Below are 20,066 nucleotides of genomic sequence, written 5' to 3'. Positions count from 1 at the left end.
TCTCTTGATTAGAGGGCTATACACGGCCGGCTCCGGCATGGTGGCATTGCAGAACCGTCAAGAGGCGTTGGCTAACAATTTGGCCAACATAAATACACCAGGATACAAGCAGAATGAAGGCGTGCTGCGCGCGTTTCCTGAAGAGCTGTTGATGCGTATGAATGATGAGGAAGGTCCTGAGGTAAAGGGCTACCCGAAGATTGACAGGCATGCCGTACAAATCGGCAGACTGCATCAAGGTGTCTATATGTCTGAATCGATTTCTAACTTTATTCAAGGGGATATTGCTGAGAGCAATAATCCGTATGATGTTGCTTTGACGGATAACCTGCCAATCCCAGAAAATGCCCCCCTCTTTAATCGGAAACCAGTTCAGCCTAAGCTATTTGTTAGTGTAGCTAAATTGGAAAACGCAAACGGGACGGCAACAGCGGAACAAATTCGCTATGGACGCAATGGGAATTGGAATGTAAATCCCCAAGGATATCTGGTGAATTCTGATGGCTACTATCTGTTGGGAAATGATAATCGTCCTATTCAGATTAGCGATGACACGGGTCTGTTAGATGGGAAAATAACGATTGATGCTGATGGACTCATTCACCTGTCAGACGGTACGACACGTCAATTAGGACTTGTAAAAGCAAATAATCCTTATCAAATGGTGCGCGAGGGAAACAATGTATTTCGTCCGCAAAATCCTGAGGATGTACAAGCTCTTGAAGGCACTGACACTGGGCGCTATGCTATCCGACAAGGATGGATTGAGCGTGCCAATGTTGATCCCACCCGTACAATGACTGACATGATGACGGTAATGAGAGCGTATGAAGCAAATCAGCGGGTAATTACCACATTGGACGGTACGATGGATAAGGCCGCAAATGAAGTTGGACGTGTAACCTAATAGAAAAGGGGAGCCTGCATGCAATCATTAAATATTTCTACATCTGCCCTGCGTGCTGTCCAACAGGTGCTTGACGTTACATCAAATAACATTGCTAATGTGAACACTGTAGGCTTTAAGGGGAGCAGCGCAGATTTTTCCGAGTTGTTGTCAGACACTATGGACAAACAACCAGTTACGGATCAAGTCAATCGCAATACACCAGCGGGCATCTCTATTGGGAGCGGTGTGAAGCTGGGCATGACCCGTACCAATCTAAAGCAAGGTGCAGTGCGTACGACAGAAGTTCCCACTGATCTTATGATTGAAGGCGACGGCATGTTTATGGTCCGCAAGCAAATGATGGATGAAAACGGACAAGTCATTTTCCGCAATGGACGCCCTGTTGAAGAGTACTATGCAACACGTAATGGTAATTTCCATTTGCAAAAGAATGCAAATGAGCGGTATAATCTGCTAACGGCTACTGGTGAAGTGCTTGTCGACGCTTCAGGCATTGAAATTGACATTGATGACCCGGAAGGCGGGCAAATTACTGTCAACGATCACGGTGAAATCCTTGTTAATGGAAAGTCAGCATCTACCAGTACAATTCCTTTATTTAAGATTAAAAACCAAGATCGATATGAGCGAGTAGGTCAAAATAATCTACGTATTACGAATAACGCCGCTGATTTGGCAGGTATGACCAGAATTGATTATGCTGCTGGTGAAGGTCAACTGCGCCAAGGCATGCTGGAAACTTCAAACGTAGAGCTGAATCACGAAATGACTCAGCTTATGTTAGCTCAACGGGCGTACCAATTTAATGCACGTGCGCTATCAATTAGCGATCAGATGATGAGTACAGCAAATATGCTACGTAGCCGATAGGAAATTAGTAAGGAGGACCCCAAGCAGTGAACCAGGTGAGAGGACGTAACACACAACGTGAAGAGTTGGATGCAAAAGAGGTAAAGTCGAAAAAAGGTAGGAGCTTCCCAAGAGTGCTTGTAAAAGTAGCCATGGTGCCTATCCTGTTATTTATCTCTCTTGCGATAGGCCTTGGTATCGGGTTTTCTGTCGTGGGAAAGATGCCTCTATCCCAAGCATTCCAGTTTGAGACGTACAAGCATATTTACGATTTGATGTTTTCAAATTAATAAAGTACAAGCGTGATCAGATAGAAGTCCTTTTCTGTAGGGGAAGAGGGCTTCTTTTTTCATAATGAGGGTGCAAAAAGGGAAGGAATTTGATTCCTTGCCTACTCCTAGTTGCTGTTTGTTCGCTGAAAAGGGTATAATGAGAATTGCTTGTGTGAACATAAGATGAACCATTTTCTCTGGAAAATACTCTTCTCGCTCTTGCTATAGAGCCGGAATAAACGGAGGTATGCTCGGTGAATGTTCCTAATGCGTTAACTCTTTTACGCATCGCATTGGTCCCGATCTACCTGATTGTGTTCTTTTCCGACCATATTATCTGGGCCTATTTCATTCTTATCTTCGCAGGCCTTACGGATGTGGTGGATGGATATATTGCACGTACTTATAAAATGACTACTGCGACAGGTGAAATGCTCGATCCACTAGCCGATAAATTGATGATGTTAGCCGTTATCTTTTCGTTCTTGCTGTCTGGTCGTATCAGCATTTGGGCTGCATCCGTATTCTTTTTACGAGATTTAGCAATGATTATTCTTTCTGCATTTTTTCATTTTCGTGGAAAGAAGCTCGTATCGGCTAATATTTATGGGAAGGTAACCACCGTGTTATTTTATATCGTGTTTACTTCCATCATGTTTCGATACACATATGGTGAATTATTTTTATGGATCGTTATTTTGTTCTCCATTTTGACCAGTGCCATTTATTTAATGAAGGTATTATTGTTAAACAAGGATATAGGAGAAAAGAGCACTCCGTAACCGAAGTGCCCCTTTATAGGAAACCCTCGTCCTGATTGGGACAAGACAAGGGAGTACTTATATTGTAAGTAGATCAAACAACTCACATACATAGCATAGCTAGTGAAAATATGGAAGTGGAGGAAAGACGCGTGGAATATCCAACAATCTTAGATGCTGTACAAATTCAGGAGATCATCCCCCATCGCTATCCATTTCTTTTAGTGGATCGAATTGTAGAAGTGGAATATGGGAAACGCTCTGTTGGATTGAAAAATGTAACGATAAATGAACCATTTTTTCAGGGGCATTTTCCCGGCTATCCTGTTATGCCAGGCGTTTTAATTGTGGAGGCACTTGCTCAAGTCGGTGCAGTAGCAATTTTGGGTAAAGAAGAGAATAAAGGGAAATTAGCTTTCTTTGCAGGTATTGACAATTTCCGTTTTAAAGAACAAGTAACGCCAGGTGACACATTGCTGTTAGAGGTAGTAATGACAAGGGTTCGCGGTACTGTTGGAAAAGGAAATGCAGTAGCGCGAGTTGGCGAAAAAGTAGTGGCAGAAGGCGAAATTATGTTTGCCATCGCCAATAAATAAGCAAATTAGACAAAGAAGAACATGGGCACATTCTGGAATTGATCTTGAATGTGCCTTTCTTTTAGAGTAAAATTGGCTACGTGCAACCTGTCTCTTTAAGGCCTACATAATAGAATTAGTGGGGGCATATATTATGAAAGTCGCGCGAATCCTGGGGGTTCCGTTTTCTACTAAAGGTTTGCAGGATACGGTGCAGCATTTGACCGATCTTGTCAAACTTGGGGAGCGTACACACGTCGTTACCGCCAATCCAGAAATCGTGATGCTATCTCAAGGAAACAAAAACATGGCACGCTTGATGGAACAAGCCTATGTAGTGCCAGATGGCATTGGAATTATTTATGCAGCTCGGTGGTTAAACGCCCCGATACGCGAACGTGTTACAGGTGTTGAATTATTAGAGCATCTCATGATACAAGCCAATGAAAATCATTGGGGAGTTTATTTATTAGGGGCTTCGCCGGATGTAAATGAGAAAGCGGCTGAAGTTCTACAGGAACGTTTTCCACAAGCAAACATTGTTGGTCGACAACATGGATATTTTAAGCCTGAGGAAGAGGCCAGAATTGTCGCAGATATACAAGAAAAGAAACCAAATTTACTATTTGTAGCCATGGGTGCACCAAAACAAGATGAATGGATAGCAAAATACTGGGATGGGCTTCCTGTTTCACTTGCTATGGGAGTTGGAGGATGCTTAGATGTCATTTCTGGTAAAGTAAAACGTGCCCCACAAATGTGGCAGCAATTACACTTGGAATGGCTATATCGCTTACTAAAAGATCCATCGAGATGGAGAAGACAACTGGCAATACCACACTTTGTCGCCACAGTGCTGTGGAGCCGTTTGAAAAAACGTTCCGAGTCTCAGTAGAGAGGGGAAACATCATGTCTGGTTATGTCTTCGGACTGCTGACTGCGATGGTTGTGGCTTTTATCGCTACACCATATGTAAAAAAACTAGCAATAAAAATTGGAGCAGTTGATGCTCCCAACGATAGAAAAGTACACACCAAAATTATGCCGCGCATGGGTGGACTTGCGATTTTTATAGGATTTGTAGTTGCGCTGTTTATTTTCTTAAAGCCTTTAACAAATGAAATGCTGGGAATCTTTATAGGTGGAACGATTGTGCTAATCACCGGGATTCTCGATGATAAGTATCAGTTGTCCCCTAAGTGGAAGCTGCTTGGACAAATCATCGGAACAGCGGTTGTCGTGATAGGGTTTGGCTTGAAGATTGGAGTAGTGAATCTTCCATTCGGGGATGTTGGCTTAGACTTCTCCACAGGCTGGTTAGCTGTACTAGCCGTCCCTATTACGATGATATGGATTATTGGAGTTACTAATGCCATTAATCTAATTGATGGATTAGACGGACTGTCTGCTGGTGTGTCTGGTATTGCCACAGCTACTATGGGTGTTATGGCCATTATCATGAAGGACACTGGTGTTGCGATGTATTGCTTCATTTTGCTTGGAGCAATCATTGGCTTCCTTTATTTTAACTTCCATCCAGCCAAAATTTTTATGGGTGATACAGGAGCGTTATTCTTAGGATTTAATTTAGCGGCTCTTTCCATTATGGGCTTTAAAGAAGCGGTATTTGTTTCCTTTATCATTCCAATTGTGGTTCTGGGGGTTCCGTTGTGGGATACGTTCTTCGCGATTGTACGCCGTATTCTGAATAACAAACCAATTTCCAGTGCAGATAAAGGGCACTTGCATCACTGCTTGCTGAATATGGGACTCTCCCATCGAACAACAGTTATCACAATCTATGGAATGAGTGCGTTTTTTGGCGGAGCAGCTATCCTGCTTACAAAAGTAACCAACGCACAGCATACCATTTGGATGACGCTTATTATTCTGGCTGTTTTAGGGTTTGTCATTCACATGGTGACCGAAATTGTAGGCTTGGTTGGCCGTAAGCACCGTCCAATCCTCAATGCTTATGAACGTTTAAAATTAAAAGTAAGCAACTCGATGCGTCGAGGTCAATAAATGTAAGAGCCGCTCTTCAATCAGCGGCTCTTTTTTTGTATTAGACACGGGTGTAAAAAAATTACGCTTGATATACATGGAGCCCAAGATTTAGCAGGTAGTGACACAAAATTGATGGATCATCTATCATCTCCTAGACATTAGGAGAGAAAAGTGGACAGATAAGAACGAGTTATGTATGTGGTAAGACTGAAAATAAGCGAGAAATGAACTGTTGCGTGTTTGATTTTTTTAAGAAATAAATCTTTGTCTGTAAATTTTCCTTCATTAATATAGATGCAAAGTTAGAAATAAAAAACACCTGCCGCAATTTGGCAAGTGCTTGTTCATACGAGTAAGGTCTAGTATTTCACAAATAATCCTTATATAGTTGTATAGGAAACCATTTGTCTAACAGGAAGGTGCAACCTTCAAATGGTTTTATGCGTATAGTAAGTAGATACTGGTTTTGTATAATCTTTCAAGATGTCATACCTTTTTTATTCGGTATCTTCCTGAATGGCTTCGACAGGTAGCTCTACATACTCTTTATTTCCGAGAGTCAGTGAAGCCTTACCATTTGTAAGATCTGTGATTCGTTCGATAAAGGCTGCTTCCTCTCCCTGTGGTAACTGTACCCGAACGGTTACGGAATCGGCGTAATCAATACCTGCTACCCGGTGATTTCCCAGTCGCAGCTCGTTTTCCACCTTCCCCCACCAATGATAATCCAATGAAATGATTACTTCTTGGTGAAGAATGTGGGCAACGATGCCGGCTGCTTTCAATGCAGTGACCGTACCTGCTGTATAAGCACGTACCAGCCCGCCTGCCCCTAATTTAATACCACCAAAGTAGCGAGTTACGACAACAACCGTATCTTTTACCCCATTTTTCTTGATGCATTCTAATATGGGCTTTCCAGCTGTGCCGCTTGGTTCACCATCGTCGCTAGAACGTTGGATTTGGTCATTCTCCCCTATGATGAATGCAGAACAGTTATGGGTTGCATCCCAATGCTTTTTCTTTATCATAGCGATGAAAGCAGTCGCTTCTTCTTCTGTAGTTACACGCTGTGCGTAACCAATGAAGCGGGATCGTTCAATAACGATCTCATCTTCTCCGTAGCCAGCCAGGGTTTTATAATGTTGTAACATTTGCATCACCTCATGCTACCAGCATAACGAGAAACAGAGAACCTTGCAAACGATGTGTAATTTTTTGCAGATAGTAGACGTATTGTAAATGAGTACAAGGAAAAATGCACTTGCAATATAAGCAATCTGCATAAGAGACCTGAGTATTGTATGCAAGACTTAGGATGCATGGCAAATCAAGGTCTAAGCAAATCTGTAACAAAATACGAATGATTTGCCAGAGACCAATTTACGCCAAATATGGTATGGTACTAATGTAGATAGACGAGAGAGTTTCATAAATCGAATGGTAAGAGAGAAGGAGTGTACAGATATGAATTTTCCTTATTCAAAAAAATGGGTTGCACTAACAGTAGCAGCGATGGTTATGACCTCAGGCAGTGGACTTGCTGCGGCAGCCACTACAACAGCACCAGCAACAACTCAACAAGTGACTGTTAAGAAAGAACAAGAAGTAGGAGCTAACGATCTTACTGTTGAAAAAGCGGTACAGCTTACATTAGAAAATAATCTGGACTATAAAAAAGCAAAGATTCTTGTAGATAATGCGATGATTGGCGCAAATGCGGCTGCTTTCACTAGTACTAAAATCAAGGAAGGCATGATTGAAGATGTTGGCACTGCGACTAGTAAATATGTAGGAACGGTTAAAGCGGAGGGGCAGGAGAAGCTTGGGAAGCTTGCCTTGAAACGTTCTGAGGGTAGCTTTAAGTTAGGTGCAGAGAAACTATACTTTGATTTGTTAAATGCTGAGGATGATTTAACATTAAAAAAACAAAGCTTGGAACGTTCCGAATCTCAGTTGAAAATTGCTAATGCAGCATTTGGTGTAGGTACACGTGCAAAAACGGAAGTACTGCAAGCAGAAACAGGGGTAGCTCAGGCTAAGGCTGCAGTTGCTCAAGCTGAGTCTGCAAAAGACATCGCCAGACTAGAGCTTAACAAATTTATGGGTGTAGACCTGAATAAAAAATGGAACCTGCTGACAAAACAAACAAGTGAAAATGTAGAAGTGATGGATGTTGAAAAAGCAATCGCCAAAGCATTAAAAGAACATGTAGACATCCTGACTGCTCAACAAGAAATTACAAACACAGAAAAAGAGCTGGAAGTCATTGAGAAGTACTCGATCCTCTCTGGATTCGGGGGCCAAAAAGCTAAGAATGACTACGAAACAAATAAATTAGCTTTAACACAAACACAAAATCAAGTTAAAGTGGATCTCATGCAGTCCTACTACAACCTAAATTCAATTAAAACTGCACTAGAAGCCCTTAAAAAGGGTACAGAAGCTGCAGCAGAGAACTATCGTTTAACCAAGCTACGCTTCGAGAACGGCTTGGCAACAGCAGTTGAGGTAGTTACTGCTGAGGAAGAGCTATCTAAGGCGGAAAACAACTATCAAAAGAATTTGCATCAGCTAAACCTGGCTGTGATGTCATACGAGAATGCAGTTTTGCAATCACCTAAAGGTCAATAAAACACAAAAATAGGGGAATTACCAACTGTTTGTAGGCAAACAGTCAAAGAGGGGATAGATTATTCTATCCCCTCTTTTTGGTATGCGGTAGCAAAAATGGAAAAAGATTGTAGGTGACAATTGGAAATTCGATAATTATAATTACCTTTGTGACTCAAATTACCCAGAATTATCAACTTACGAAAAGTTTTTTTAAAAAAATGTATGCAACGACCGCAACTTTTTAAAATCCTATGCGTTTAATAGTATGTCGAAGTAATTACGGTTAGATTCCTAAAAAAGGATTCACGAAGTCTAGCAACTATGATACACTAATGACTGTTGCACTTTTATGACATGATTCGCTAGTTTTGCGTAATTTATGAAGGATTTTGTTCTTTCTATATGCGATCCTGCGAAAGGGGGTGAAACGCGCTTGCAGGATTCGGGCTGGAAAAAGAAAGAGACAACTAGTAATAAGATATCCCAAAATCAATTGTTATATACTAGAGGAGGAGAACCTAAGGTTATGAAAAAGGTTGTTAATAGCTTATTGGCAAGTGCACTAGCACTATCCGTAGTTCCTGTTGTTGCAGGAGCAGAAGAAGCGGCAAAAACTACAGAAGAAACAAAAACTACTGCACCACAATTAGATCCAAGCATGGAGAAAGTTATCAAGCGTTTGCAAGCACTTGGTTTGGCTGCAGGGGATGAAAAAGGTAACCTTAACCTTGACCAAACAATCAAACGTTCTGAGTTCGCTACTTTGATGGTACGTGCTCGTGGACTTGAGCAAGCTGCAAACACTGCAACTTTCAATCCATTCTTTAAAGACGTTACTGCTACTGACTGGTTCAAAGGTTGGGTTAGCATCGCAGTTAGCGAAGACCTTGCAAAAGGTTACCCAGACAAAACTTTCCGTCCAAACAACACAGTAACATATGCTGAAGCAGCTACTATGTTGGTGCGTGCACTAGGTTATGAGCCAATGGCACTTCAAAAAGGTACTTGGCCAAACAACTTCATCGCACAAGCGTCCACTTTGGGAATTTCCAATGGCGTAACTATCGATCCTAACAAACCAGCTGTTCGTGGTGACGTATTGAAGATGTTAGACAACTCTCTTCGCGTTGACCTAATGAAACAAACAACTGTTGGATCTAACAACAATCACGAAGTTCTTGCTGGTAAGAACCTTCTAACTGAGTACCTACATGTACATGTTTACGATACAAAATGGACTATGACTGATCGTAACAAACCTGAAGATCTTCCTTCAGTTTCTAACGTACCAGTAATCGGTCTTGGATCTTTGAAATACAACGAAGTAGAATTGACTTCTGACAGCAAATCTTTCTTCAACAAAGTGAAGTACAAAGTTGCTGACAGCATCAATGCTAACGACTACGCTGGTCAACGCGTACAAGTATGGATCAAAGACAAAGACAACACTGTAGTATGGATGGAAGGTTCCGAAGACGAAACAGTTGTTTTCGATAAATACAAAGCTATCCATGTTAATGGTAAAAAATTGTCTCCTTCTAAAGACAAAGACCAAATCAAAAAAGACAAGTTCGAGAAACTTACTCTAGAACTTGACAGCGAGAAAAAATACGATTTGGCTGAAGATGTAACTGTAACGTTCAACTTTGAGCGCGCTACAAAAGCATCTGATGTACAAGATGCTCTACAAAGATTGCTAGAAGCTGACGATGCTTATTCTGTTAAGCTAGTTCTTAACACTAAGAATGAAGTTCGTTACCTAAGCATCGTTGACGATCGCAGTGGCGACCAAAACTGGGTAAACAACCACTTCGGTTCTGAGCTAATCAAAAAAGTATCTGACAAGAAGATCACTACTTTGGTAGGTAAAGATCTATCTCTTGACGGTAAAAAAGAAGGCGTTGACTACCTAGTATTCTTGGATGGTAAACCAGCTAAATTGGCTGACCTTAAAGAAATGGACGTTTACCATGCATACCGTGCAGACGGTAACAAAGACAAACTTTTAATCTTCGCTAACCGTACTGTAGTTGAAGGTAAAGTTGAAAAAGTTCGTACGAAGTCTGAAAGCGACTACCGCATCAGCATCGACGGTAAAGAATACCGTTTCAGAAATGCTTCTTTCGCGAAAGACAAAGACAAGGAAATCGAAGACAATATCTCTTCTGATGATGTTAAGAACCTTGAAGGTACAAAAGTTAAAATCTATCTTGACGCTGTAGGCCGTATTCGCCACATCGAAGGATATGAAGCTAACGATCGCAAACAATTGGCTGTTATCTCCACTTCCGGTACTTGGGATAACGTCAACGATAGATATGTCTTCAAAGTTTTCACTGAAAAAGGTAAAACTACTTCTGTTAAACTAGAAGGCAAATATATCAAAAACGAAAAAGGCGACAAGTTCAGCGACTTGAAGAAAAAAGAAGACGAACTTGCTAAAGAATACCTAACTTTGTCCAACGACAAAAAATTCATCCTTGCACAAATTGAAATGAATGCAAACGGTGATATTGAAAAAGTTGAAATGAAAGACCCTTCTAAAGTAAAATCTCTATCTAAATCTGAATGGAGCAAAAACTCCAAGAAGAGCGATGAGACAGTTAAAATCAACGGTAAAACGTATGAATACACTAGCAGCACTGTCTTGATCGATGGAACTAAAGATCTTACTTCTTCCGGTAGCAAACCTGAACTGAAAAGTCCTAAGATCTTGAAATGGAAAGACGTTGCTGAGAAAGACGCTGAAGTTTACTACACTGTAGACGGTAGCGATCTAGAAGCAGTATTCGTTGTAGATTCCAAAGGTCTTGCATCTGGTTCTGAGTTTGGTGTGGTTACTGAAGCTTACACTAAAGGAAGCACAGACTACCTAAAAATCAAACACCGTGATGAAAACAACAAATGGGTTGAAGACGAGTTCAAATATGATGGTGACAACAGCGATAAGCTTGAGAAAACTTTCATCCGTTACAGCGTAGATAGCGACAAGCTAATCGAAGAGGATGATGTTAAAATCATCGTTAACGCTCGCGGTGACGAGTACAAATACCAAACTATCAAAACTTCTGACTTTGAAGATGCTGGTGTAGAAGCTGTTATTCCTGCACTTGTAACAAAAACAGAATCTAAGAAGATCTACTTCAACACTGCAGATTCTAAGAAAGAAAGCGTAAGACTTAACAAAGACGTTGTTTACTTCGACAAAGACGGTAAAGATCTTGGCGGAGTTGACACTGATGACTATGTAGTACTAGTTGATACTGATGACGATTCTGACGATATCGATTATGTATTGTATGTTATCAGCACTGACGATGCAAAAACTGAGGGTTACCTGAAGAAAGATGAAAACAAAGAAACCCTAATGGATCAATTCCTAAAACAAAAATGGAATGGTGAAAAACCAGATCCAGGTCAAGACGATGCTGATATCGACTTCACAAGCAGCAACTATGAAAAATACCCTGGTGAAACTTACCTCTACTCTGTAGCTGGTACACTTAAAGGTGAAGCAAAAGATGCTGATGAAGTGAAAATCGAAATCGGTTCTGAAACAAAAACTGTAACTGTAAAAGACGGTGCTAAATTCTCTGCTGGTCTATTCGTAGACACTGTTGAGAAAAAAGCTACTGTAACAGCATACAAAGCTGGTAAAAAACTTTACTCTACAGAAGTAAAACTTTCTGCTAAGTAATTTTTGACCAATAATCATGAAGCAGATCAGAGGAAATCCCTCTGATCTGCCTAATGATTGGCTGTAATTTACAGTACTTGTACTTATTTATATATTAGAAATCCAACAATAAATCCTGTTTGGAGGGGTAGTAAGTGAAAAAAGTAGTCCTATCAGTACTTTCTACAGCGCTAGTAACTAGCATGGCAACATCCGCATTCGCTGCTTCCACTGGTTATTACCTTGGTGGAAATGTTACGAAATACTATGGAGCAGATGCATTAATTAATGCAGACGTAGCTGCTAAATTTAAAGAAGAAGCATTCAAATCTTCTCTTACTCAAGATCAAGTATTGTTTGTAAACCCACAAGGTAAAGTAGCATCTCTTAAAGACATTGTTGATGCAATCGATAATGGACAAACAGGCAAAGACGCTTTCCGTGTAGCTACAGGTGCTGACTTTGACAAAATCGGTGGCGCAGATGGCTTCCACACTGTTCTTGAAGACGGTACTGTAGATTCCCAAAAGAACAAAGTACCTGAGCAAGATGGACAACAACCTACTGGTGATTTGAAAGTTGAAAGCGTAAGTGCAATTAACAGCACAACTGTTAAAGTAACTTTCGCTCAAGCTGTTGCAGCTATTGCTAAAGAAGATGTAACAGTAGTAAACAAAGATACTGGAAACAAAGAATATGTTAAAGCAGTAACTTTGTCTGATGATAAAAAATCTGCAACTGTTGAGTTCTATCAATCTTTGACAAAAGGTTCTTATACTGCAACTGTAAAAGCTGGAGATAAGACATCTTCTAAAGATTTCGACTTCGTAGTTGGAGAAGTAGCTAAAGTTGAAGTACAAACTTCTCAAGTAGTATCAACTAAGGCTGCTGACAAAAAAATTACTTACAAATTGCTTGATGCAGCAGGTGTAGATGTAACTGCTGAAAATAAAGCTAAAGTAAAATTCGAAGCTACTGCTCCAATCGATAATGAAGGCAATATTACACTAAATACTGATGGTGCAATCGCATTCGTATATGTAACTGTTACTAAAGACGATGGCACTGTAGTTAAGAGTGAAAAAATCACTGTAAAAGCTGAAGATCCTAAGCCAATGGATCTAATCAATTGGACTGTTTCCACTAGCGTCCCAACATTTGACAGTTCTGAATACAAGCAAAACACTGTAGTAACTGCAGATGCTAGTCCTGCTTTCAAATTCCATACAGAATTGAAAGATCAGTTTGGTAATAAATATACTGATATTAAACCTCAATATGAGTCTCTTGACAAAACTGTTGCTTTAGTTGATCGTGAAGAAGGAACAGTAACTCCAATTAAAGATGGTTTAACACCAGTTAAAATTTCCGTTGTAAAAGCAGATGGAAAAGTTCTTTACTCAAAAACTGTAGAAATCAAAACAGTTGCTAAAGCTGTAACTAGCAAACTTGAGTTGAAAGAAACTGAAGTAACGGTTTCATCTTCTCTTGGTACAACTAAAACTGTAGTGGTGAAATTTAAAGACCAATATGGTAATGACGTTGCATACGATGGTAAGGTATTTGTTCAACCTAAATCTGGGCAAGATTTGATCAAGCCATTGGTTAAAGAACAGGCAGTTAACGGTACAGAACATTCTATTACCATTGAACCTGTAGATGGTAAAGAAGGAACAGCTGTTATCGAATTGTCTCTAAATGATCAAATTAAAGCTGAATTGATTGTAAAAGTTGAAAAAGCTGGTCAAGTAGCTGACTTTAAGGTAAATGGATTTGAAAAAGAACTTGACAAAAACAAGGCTAACACAGACGCTAAATCCGAAATGGAACTTAAAGTGTTTAGTGTAGACGATAAAGGTAACCAAGCAGAAGAGATTACAAATGGTCTTTTCTACTCTGTAACAGATGCAGCTGGTAAAGAAATTGCTACTACTGCAAAAATTGATGCTACTCAAGACATCTTTGAAGCAGGAAAAGAATACACTGTAACTGTTAAAATGGGTGCAGATAAAAACACTGCTTACCAACTATTCTCTGATAAGTTCACAGTAAAAGATACAAAAGAACTTCCAAAAGTATCTTTGACTAAAGGAACTATTAGTGTTGATGTAACTAAAGGATCAACAATTAAAGAGAATATTGATCTTAAAGACCTCTTTGCAGTTACCTTCACAGGTGCTGAGGCATCCGATATTACTGTAGAAGATTTTGATTTCTTAAGTGATAATGATGCAGTAATTAGTAGTATAGGTAATACGTCAACACCTGTTAAAAAAGACGGAACAGCTTCTTTAATCATTAAATCTGTTAAGGTTAAAGTAAAAACTACCGATTATAAAGTTCAACTAAATAACGAAGTTGTGAAATTAGAAGTAAAAGGTCAAGCTGCAGCAGCTGATTTGACAGCTGCAAAAGCAGCAGTAACAGCTCTTGAAGAAGCAGCTGCAAAAGACTTGACTGTAGAAGCTAATTTGACTGCTGCTGAAAATGCTGTAAAAACAGCTAATGCAGCTGTTGCTAAACTTGCTGATGGCACAGAAAAAACAACCCTTCAAGGAAAAGTAAATACTGCTAAGAACACTGTAGAAGCTGCTCGTATTGCGTTTGATAATAAAGGTCAAGAAGCGGCTGAATTACAAGCAGCTAAAAAAGATCTTGGACAAGCAATCACTGATGCTAAAGCTGACCACAGTGCAGCAGTAGTTGGAAGTGCTACAGGACAGTATGAGCAAAGCGCTAAAGATGATTACAACACTGCAATTGCAGCAGCAGAACAAGTATTTAATAATGCAGCTTCTAATAAAGCTCAATTGAATCAAGCAAAAGCTGATCTTGCTACAGCTACGGAAACTTTTAAAAATGCAGTAATAAAGTAAGTCTTTAATTTTAAGAAACATAATTTCATAAACTCTTTTGAGTAAAAGAAGAAACGAGCCTTCTATGACAAAGCATTCACTGCTGAGTCTAGGAGGCTCTTTACTTATCTAAATACATTCAACCTAATCAATTTTTCACCGTATCAAACTACCAAATACAAGTAAGGTAGTTCATTATACTCCTATATTCTTTAACAATAACGTTTTTTTATTTTAATCCTATTAGCTGTGAAACGTTCTGAGATGCTTCTGAAGGCTCTAGATTACTCTCCTCCTCATATATTGTTACGGAAGGTGATCAACTATGATTTCTCTGTAAAATTCCCCGTAAGCCTTCTATAAATTTTTCCCCAAAACTACTTATATCCCTATGATTTCATATATCTATCTAACTCATAGGGGTCGTAAATTTCAAGCGTTTCACAATTATGTTTACATCAACTCTTCCTTTTGGAGCAGCTAGATCATTGAAAATATTTTTAAAGAGTAACAAGCTTATATTTGAAGCCTTTTCCCACTTGGAATATATGACGGTAAGTAAGGCTACTGATAGATGCTTAGACTTTGACCAAGGGTTCCATATGTTTAGACTTTGATTCAAGGGTTTCGTATGCTTTGCCAATTGCAGTAGCCGTTTTTCAACAATTCCAATCCAGTCGCCCTAATAACTACTTGATCAACCAAAACTGTAACGGTTACTAGACAAATGTAAACTTTTCATTGTTTTTTGAAACAACTACTTTATACTTAAAGTTATCTACACCAGTTAGGTTGTTTCTAAGCTCTTCGACAATGGGGGGTTTTTCCAAACAAGAAAAACTGTACTAATTTATAGACTAAATTGTAATAAACTAGGTAAAATGCAATTCATATCCTATATCTTATTGCAAAAGGCTTTATCTTCACATAAACTACCAATAAAAAACCCAAACTATGTTATAATTAGACTTTATAATTATCCAAAAAAATACAGGGGTCAATTATGAATCAAACTTACAACTTATCTCAAAAATCGAAACATTTTTTACTCATTTTGTTGCCAATCATGGTTACACAGGTGGCTCTTTTTGCAATGTCCTTTTTTGATACGATTATGTCAGGACATGCGGGGGCGAATGATTTAGCGGGCGTAGCCATTGCGACTAGTATATGGGCGCCTGTTTTTACCGGGTTAAACGGAATTCTGTTGGCGGTCACTCCAATCGTTGCTCAAATGATTGGGGCGCAGAAGAAGGAGAAGGTTCCTTATATTGTTTTTCAAGGAATCTACCTAGGTGTGGCAATCGCTCTCTCTGTCATTGTGATTGGTATATTTGCCATTCCTTCCATCCTGGGCGGCATGAAGCTGGAACCAGAGGTGCACCGGGTTGCTCAGAACTTTTTATTGGCACTTGCTTTTGGTATCATTCCGCTTTTTGTCTACACTGTTTTGCGCTGCTTTATCGACGCTTTGGGTGAGACTAGAGTCACTATGTTTATCTCCCTCATCTCTTTACCGATTAATGTTGTATTAAATTACTTGTTAATCTTCGGTAAATTCGGCTTGCCACGATTAGGTGGGGTTGGTGCAGGGGTAGCGACGGCTATTACTTATTGGATTATTTTGGTGATTACTTATTTTGTTATTTTACGCGTTGGGAATTTTAGAGAGTACGGATTGTTTAGTAAACTTCATAAGCTCTCCTTTAAGACATGGGGAGAAATTTTAAAATTAGGCTTGCCGATTGGTTTTTCGATTTTCTTTGAGACCAGTATTTTTGCGGCTGTTACCCTGCTGATGAGCCGATTCGATACCATTACGATTGCTGCCCATCAGGTGGCAATGAATTTTGCTTCCTTCCTATATATGATACCGATGAGTATCGCCATGGCATTAACGATTGTGGTTGGTCATGAGGTAGGGGCAAAACGAATGAAGGATGCACGTCAGTACAGTTTTTTAGGTATTGGTATTGCCGTAGCACTGGGGTTATTATTTTCAGCAGCTTTGGTTATCTTCAACAAAGAAGTGGCTTCCCTTTACACGAATGACATTGAAGTATTTGAACTGGCTCAGCACTTCTTATTATATTCCATCTTTTTCCAGCTGTCTGATGCGGTGGCCGCACCTATTCAAGGAGCGCTGCGCGGTTATAAGGACGTAAACATTACTTTTATTGTTGCTTTGATTTCATATTGGGTCATTGGTTTACCACTCGGTTTTTTATTGGTACAAATTACCGATTTAGGTGCATTCGGCTATTGGATTGGTTTAATTGTAGGTCTTGCCGTTGGGGCTATTTTCCTAATGTGGCGATTGTTGCATTTGCAGAGGAAAACCGCGAGAATGACCAGCGAGGGTAATACCGAATAAAAATACAGCATCATACATGACAAAAGAGACGAGCGAGCTTTACGCTCGTTTTTTTTGTACAAAGACGTAATGAAGTATAGATCATAAGATCGGCCTGCGTAAAGCATTATATAATAAGGAAACAACTTGAATAGGTTGTCTGTTCTTTGGGATACGATGAGGGAAATAACGGATATTGCCCTTTGACAAGCAAAGGAAATTAAAGATATAATGAAATCATTAATTGACCATTGGTTAAATAAACTGAAGTTAGTTTGTAGGGAGTGAAGCGCGATGGCGGCAAGAAGGGCGGTAGCCAAGGAACTGAGCCGTGAACAGATTGTAAAAGTAGCTCGGGAACTATTTGCAACACAAGGCTATCGAGCGGTTTCCATGCGAAGTATTGCACAAAAACTAGGCTATAGCCACGGATCACTTTATTATCATTTCAAAGAAAAGGCTGAGCTATTTAACGCTATTGTGCAAGAGGATTATCGTACATTGCAGGAACAAATGAAAAAATCAATCCAACAGACGGATACTGCGAGCCAGCCCCAGCATAAATTAGAGTCGCTAATGGAGACCTTTATCCATTTTGGCTTGAGCCATCCGCATCATTATGAAATGATGTTTTGTTCAAATGAGCCGGAGACACTGGAGTACGCTCGACCAGAACAGGACAGTTGTTATGAAACGTTTGCAAGCCTTGTCAGGGAAGAGGCGGGAGATGCGCTGCAAAGGATTGGAAATATGTTCACAATACCATGGGTCATATTCCTTTCTTTACATGGGTTTGTCGTGCATTATATCCAAACGAAGCAATCGTACGAGGATGTGGAAGCACTTGTTAAGGTGCATGTGAGATTTCTGGCTAACCAATTGGCTGACGATCGCGAGGCTTGAAACTTGAAGCGAATTGAATAAATAAGCAACGTCATTCAATATCAAAAGAAAAGCTGAAAATGAAATAATAGATGGAACAATAAACAAGAATCAAGAAACAAGAATCCAGAGACAAGAATCAAGAAACCATGAAAAAAGCTCGGCAGCAGTCGAGTTTTTTCTCAAACATTAATTGACCGCTGGTTAAAAAAGGGGAGAAGGATCATGGATAAAGCATTGGTATTTGGAGCTACAGGTAGCATTGGAACAGAATTAGTTTTTGAATTACTTCGCAACGGAATTCATACGGTAGCTTTTGCACGCTCTAATTCAAAGCTAACGAATTTACAAGCAGAATGGGAATTGGAAGCGAAAAAACGAGACTACTCTCCAGCTTTGTCCTTATACACGGGAGATGCCTACAGCCTAGAAGACTTGCTACAAGCCGCTAAGGGTGTGGATGTGATTTTTCATTGTGTCAGTGTTCCTTATCCGGAATGGAAAATAGGCCATCCAGCATTGATGAACAATGTTTTAACTGCTGCCAAGCATCATGGAGCAAAAGTGGTTGTGATCGACAACATCTATGCATATGGCAGAGCCAAAACACCATTAGTAAATGAACAGCACTCCAAAGAACCACATACGACAAAGGGAAAGATTCGGTTACAGCTAGAACAGCTTGTGTGGAAAGCGAACGAGTCAGGTACCCCATGTATGCTTGTTCATTTACCTGACTTTTATGGTCCACACGCAACGAATACGTTCTTACATGTCACGCTTGAGTCTTTGGCTAAAGGGAAGCCCAGTATCTTTATTGGCGATCCTACTGTTAAACGTGAATACATTTATACACCAGATGCAGCCAAAGCGATAATTCGATTGGCTAAACATCCGAATACGTATGGAACGACTTGGAATATTCCAGGTTCGGGGACGATCTCAGCAAAACAAATCAGGGAGATAGCGCGTCTATATAATGGAAGAAAAAATTTCATGCTCCCAATTGGCCGGAAAGTAATGACAGTGCTAGGCTGGTTCCAGCCCTTTATGAGGGAAATGGTGGAGATGATGTATGTCACAGAATCTACCATTCAGTTAGACGGCAGTAAATATGAACACGAGCTTGGGCGTATTGTACATACCCCTTATGAACAAGGTATAATGGTATGCCTGAAACGATTAAGTTAAGGAAAATATGGGCTTTTGTGTTTTGAAGGTTACTTATGATAATATGAAAAGATAAGAATATAGGTAGACAATACTATACATGTGGGAGCGGACAAATCATGTTTTCCTTTTTGAAAAATATATTGTCAGGTGATGAAAAAGACACCTCTACTTTGCCTAAAAGTAAGGAACAGTCTGTGTTGCCTGTTACAAACACGGATAAACAAGCTTCGGATAAGAAGAATGACAAAGCCAAAAAGACTACGAAACAAAAATCAACTGACGTCGCTACACGCGTGACTGCGCTATCCCTGCATCCGTTATGGGAAAATGAGCTAGATAATATGCAGAAATATTCTATGTCCTTTATGGCTAACCAATTGGAGCCTTTGGAAGAGGGCAATATTGCTATCTCTGGATTTAATATGGTGCCTCATGAGGACGGCGTTGAAATAGCGGCTTTTGTACGAAATGCAAGCGATCAGCCTGTTGCGTTGGGAAAAATGACCTTGCTTATCCTGTTTGACGGCGATAAGCTATTTACCCGACAAGAATTTGATCTAAGCGAGCTTGGAGAAATTCCGGCGTTCCATGCTCGACCGTGGAATTTTGTATTTACGAGAGAACACTTTATCACGACAAATGTTTTGCTGCAAAACTGGAAACTTGCCTTTGAATTGGCTCAAAATAAAATGGTCCTGCCGAAAAATTTGGAGCTGGAAGAATCTTGGGTGAAATCATTAACTGACGATCAAAAGAAATACTTTATTGAGCTGGCGAAAAGTCTTCCTGAGTTAAAAGAAGGGGAAGTAAATGTTCAGAGCGTTCAGGCGAAGCAAAACGATGAAGGCGTAATTCGAGCGATTCTCTTAATTCGGAATGGAACGACTCAAAATCTTTCTTTTGAACAATTGCCACTGGCTCTTTATGATGGCACAGGTGATAAGGTGGCAGAGGGTGTATTCCAGCTCAAGGATTTTGTTGTAAATGCCCAAACAAGCAAGCCTTGGATGTTTATTTTTCCAAAAGAGAGCATCCTAAAGGAAAATGTTGATTTATCCCAGTGGAAAGTGCAGCTTGCTCAAAATTAATCTTTTTCCCGGCGAATAACTCCTGGTCACTGACTAGAGACCGTACTGC

General features: G+C 40.0%; 15 protein-coding genes. 14 read left to right on the top strand and 1 reads right to left on the bottom strand.

Annotation, left to right across the window (positions count from 1 at the left end):
• Positions 1–4 precede the first annotated feature (4 nt).
• The 7 genes from AYJ08_RS02005 (at position 5) to AYJ08_RS01970 (ending at position 5,392) form a co-directional block, all read left to right on the top strand.
• On the top strand, positions 5–907 hold the full coding sequence (locus AYJ08_RS02005; RefSeq protein ID WP_064016387.1) for a flagellar hook-basal body protein: 903 nt from the start codon (positions 5–7) through the stop codon (positions 905–907).
• Positions 908–925: 18 nt separating this feature from the next.
• Positions 926–1,780, top strand: coding sequence for a flagellar hook-basal body protein (locus AYJ08_RS02000; protein ID WP_064016386.1), 855 nt, complete (start codon positions 926–928; stop codon positions 1,778–1,780).
• Between the two features lie 26 nt (positions 1,781–1,806).
• Positions 1,807–2,049: a DNA-directed RNA polymerase subunit beta gene (locus tag AYJ08_RS01995; RefSeq protein ID WP_231928968.1), complete on the top strand. Its 243-nt coding sequence runs from the start codon at positions 1,807–1,809 to the stop codon at positions 2,047–2,049.
• Positions 2,050–2,285: 236 nt separating this feature from the next.
• Complete coding sequence (locus AYJ08_RS01985; protein WP_064016385.1) at positions 2,286–2,813, top strand: CDP-alcohol phosphatidyltransferase family protein; 528 nt, start codon at positions 2,286–2,288, stop codon at positions 2,811–2,813.
• Positions 2,814–2,959: 146 nt separating this feature from the next.
• Positions 2,960–3,388: a 3-hydroxyacyl-ACP dehydratase FabZ gene (fabZ, locus tag AYJ08_RS01980; protein ID WP_064016443.1), complete on the top strand. Its 429-nt coding sequence runs from the start codon at positions 2,960–2,962 to the stop codon at positions 3,386–3,388.
• A gap of 133 nt (positions 3,389–3,521) precedes the next feature.
• Entirely contained in the window at positions 3,522–4,262 is a 741-nt protein-coding gene (locus AYJ08_RS01975; RefSeq protein ID WP_064016384.1) for a WecB/TagA/CpsF family glycosyltransferase, read from the top strand.
• A gap of 14 nt (positions 4,263–4,276) precedes the next feature.
• Positions 4,277–5,392, top strand: a complete 1,116-nt coding sequence (locus AYJ08_RS01970; RefSeq protein WP_064016383.1) for a glycosyltransferase family 4 protein — start codon at positions 4,277–4,279, stop codon at positions 5,390–5,392.
• Positions 5,393–5,871: 479 nt separating this feature from the next.
• Here the strand turns inward: AYJ08_RS01970 and AYJ08_RS01965 are convergent, their stop codons facing one another.
• On the bottom strand, positions 5,872–6,528 hold the full coding sequence (locus tag AYJ08_RS01965) for a YigZ family protein (protein WP_064016382.1): 657 nt from the start codon (positions 6,526–6,528) through the stop codon (positions 5,872–5,874).
• A gap of 313 nt (positions 6,529–6,841) precedes the next feature.
• Between AYJ08_RS01965 and AYJ08_RS01960 the strand changes: the two genes are divergently transcribed.
• The 7 genes from AYJ08_RS01960 (at position 6,842) to AYJ08_RS01930 (ending at position 20,017) form a co-directional block, all read left to right on the top strand.
• Positions 6,842–8,008 (top strand): TolC family protein, encoded by a 1,167-nt coding sequence (locus tag AYJ08_RS01960; protein ID WP_064016381.1) that lies wholly within the window; start codon positions 6,842–6,844, stop codon positions 8,006–8,008.
• Between the two features lie 415 nt (positions 8,009–8,423).
• Complete coding sequence (locus tag AYJ08_RS01955) at positions 8,424–11,687, top strand: S-layer homology domain-containing protein (RefSeq protein ID WP_064016380.1); 3,264 nt, start codon at positions 8,424–8,426, stop codon at positions 11,685–11,687.
• Between the two features lie 134 nt (positions 11,688–11,821).
• Positions 11,822–14,542 carry an HlyD family secretion protein gene (locus AYJ08_RS01950; protein WP_064016379.1) on the top strand — a complete coding sequence of 907 codons (2,721 nt, stop codon included), beginning with the start codon at positions 11,822–11,824 and terminating at the stop codon, positions 14,540–14,542.
• 982 nt (positions 14,543–15,524) lie between these two features.
• A complete protein-coding gene (locus tag AYJ08_RS01945) occupies positions 15,525–16,895 on the top strand; it encodes an MATE family efflux transporter (RefSeq protein ID WP_064016378.1) in 1,371 nt (456 codons plus the stop codon).
• A gap of 273 nt (positions 16,896–17,168) precedes the next feature.
• Positions 17,169–17,777, top strand: a complete 609-nt coding sequence (locus AYJ08_RS01940) for a TetR/AcrR family transcriptional regulator (RefSeq protein WP_064016377.1) — start codon at positions 17,169–17,171, stop codon at positions 17,775–17,777.
• Positions 17,778–17,981: 204 nt separating this feature from the next.
• A complete protein-coding gene (locus tag AYJ08_RS01935) occupies positions 17,982–18,947 on the top strand; it encodes an NAD-dependent epimerase/dehydratase family protein (protein WP_064016376.1) in 966 nt (321 codons plus the stop codon).
• A gap of 98 nt (positions 18,948–19,045) precedes the next feature.
• The gene (locus AYJ08_RS01930; RefSeq protein WP_064016375.1) at positions 19,046–20,017 is read left to right on the top strand and encodes an accessory Sec system S-layer assembly protein; all 972 of its coding nucleotides are present in this window, start codon (positions 19,046–19,048) and stop codon (positions 20,015–20,017) included.
• Positions 20,018–20,066: the final 49 nt, after the last annotated feature.

The organism is Brevibacillus sp. SKDU10 (genome assembly GCF_001645205.1).
Lineage (GTDB): Bacteria > Bacillota > Bacilli > Brevibacillales > Brevibacillaceae > Brevibacillus_B > Brevibacillus_B halotolerans.
The sequence above is the reverse complement of the archived record's forward strand: the minus strand, read 5'-3'. Positions and strand labels throughout refer to the sequence as shown.

Coding starts and splice junctions, on each gene's coding strand:
- AYJ08_RS01975 (WP_064016384.1), top strand. CDS start 3,522: ATGAAAGTCGCGCGAATCCTGGGGGTTCCGTTTTCTACTAAAGGTTTG.
- AYJ08_RS01960 (WP_064016381.1), top strand. CDS start 6,842: ATGAATTTTCCTTATTCAAAAAAATGGGTTGCACTAACAGTAGCAGCG.
- AYJ08_RS01930 (WP_064016375.1), top strand. CDS start 19,046: ATGTTTTCCTTTTTGAAAAATATATTGTCAGGTGATGAAAAAGACACC.
- AYJ08_RS01945 (WP_064016378.1), top strand. CDS start 15,525: ATGAATCAAACTTACAACTTATCTCAAAAATCGAAACATTTTTTACTC.
- AYJ08_RS01965 (WP_064016382.1), bottom strand. CDS start 6,528: ATGTTACAACATTATAAAACCCTGGCTGGCTACGGAGAAGATGAGATC.
- AYJ08_RS01935 (WP_064016376.1), top strand. CDS start 17,982: ATGGATAAAGCATTGGTATTTGGAGCTACAGGTAGCATTGGAACAGAA.
- AYJ08_RS01970 (WP_064016383.1), top strand. CDS start 4,277: ATGTCTGGTTATGTCTTCGGACTGCTGACTGCGATGGTTGTGGCTTTT.
- AYJ08_RS02000 (WP_064016386.1), top strand. CDS start 926: ATGCAATCATTAAATATTTCTACATCTGCCCTGCGTGCTGTCCAACAG.
- AYJ08_RS01940 (WP_064016377.1), top strand. CDS start 17,169: ATGGCGGCAAGAAGGGCGGTAGCCAAGGAACTGAGCCGTGAACAGATT.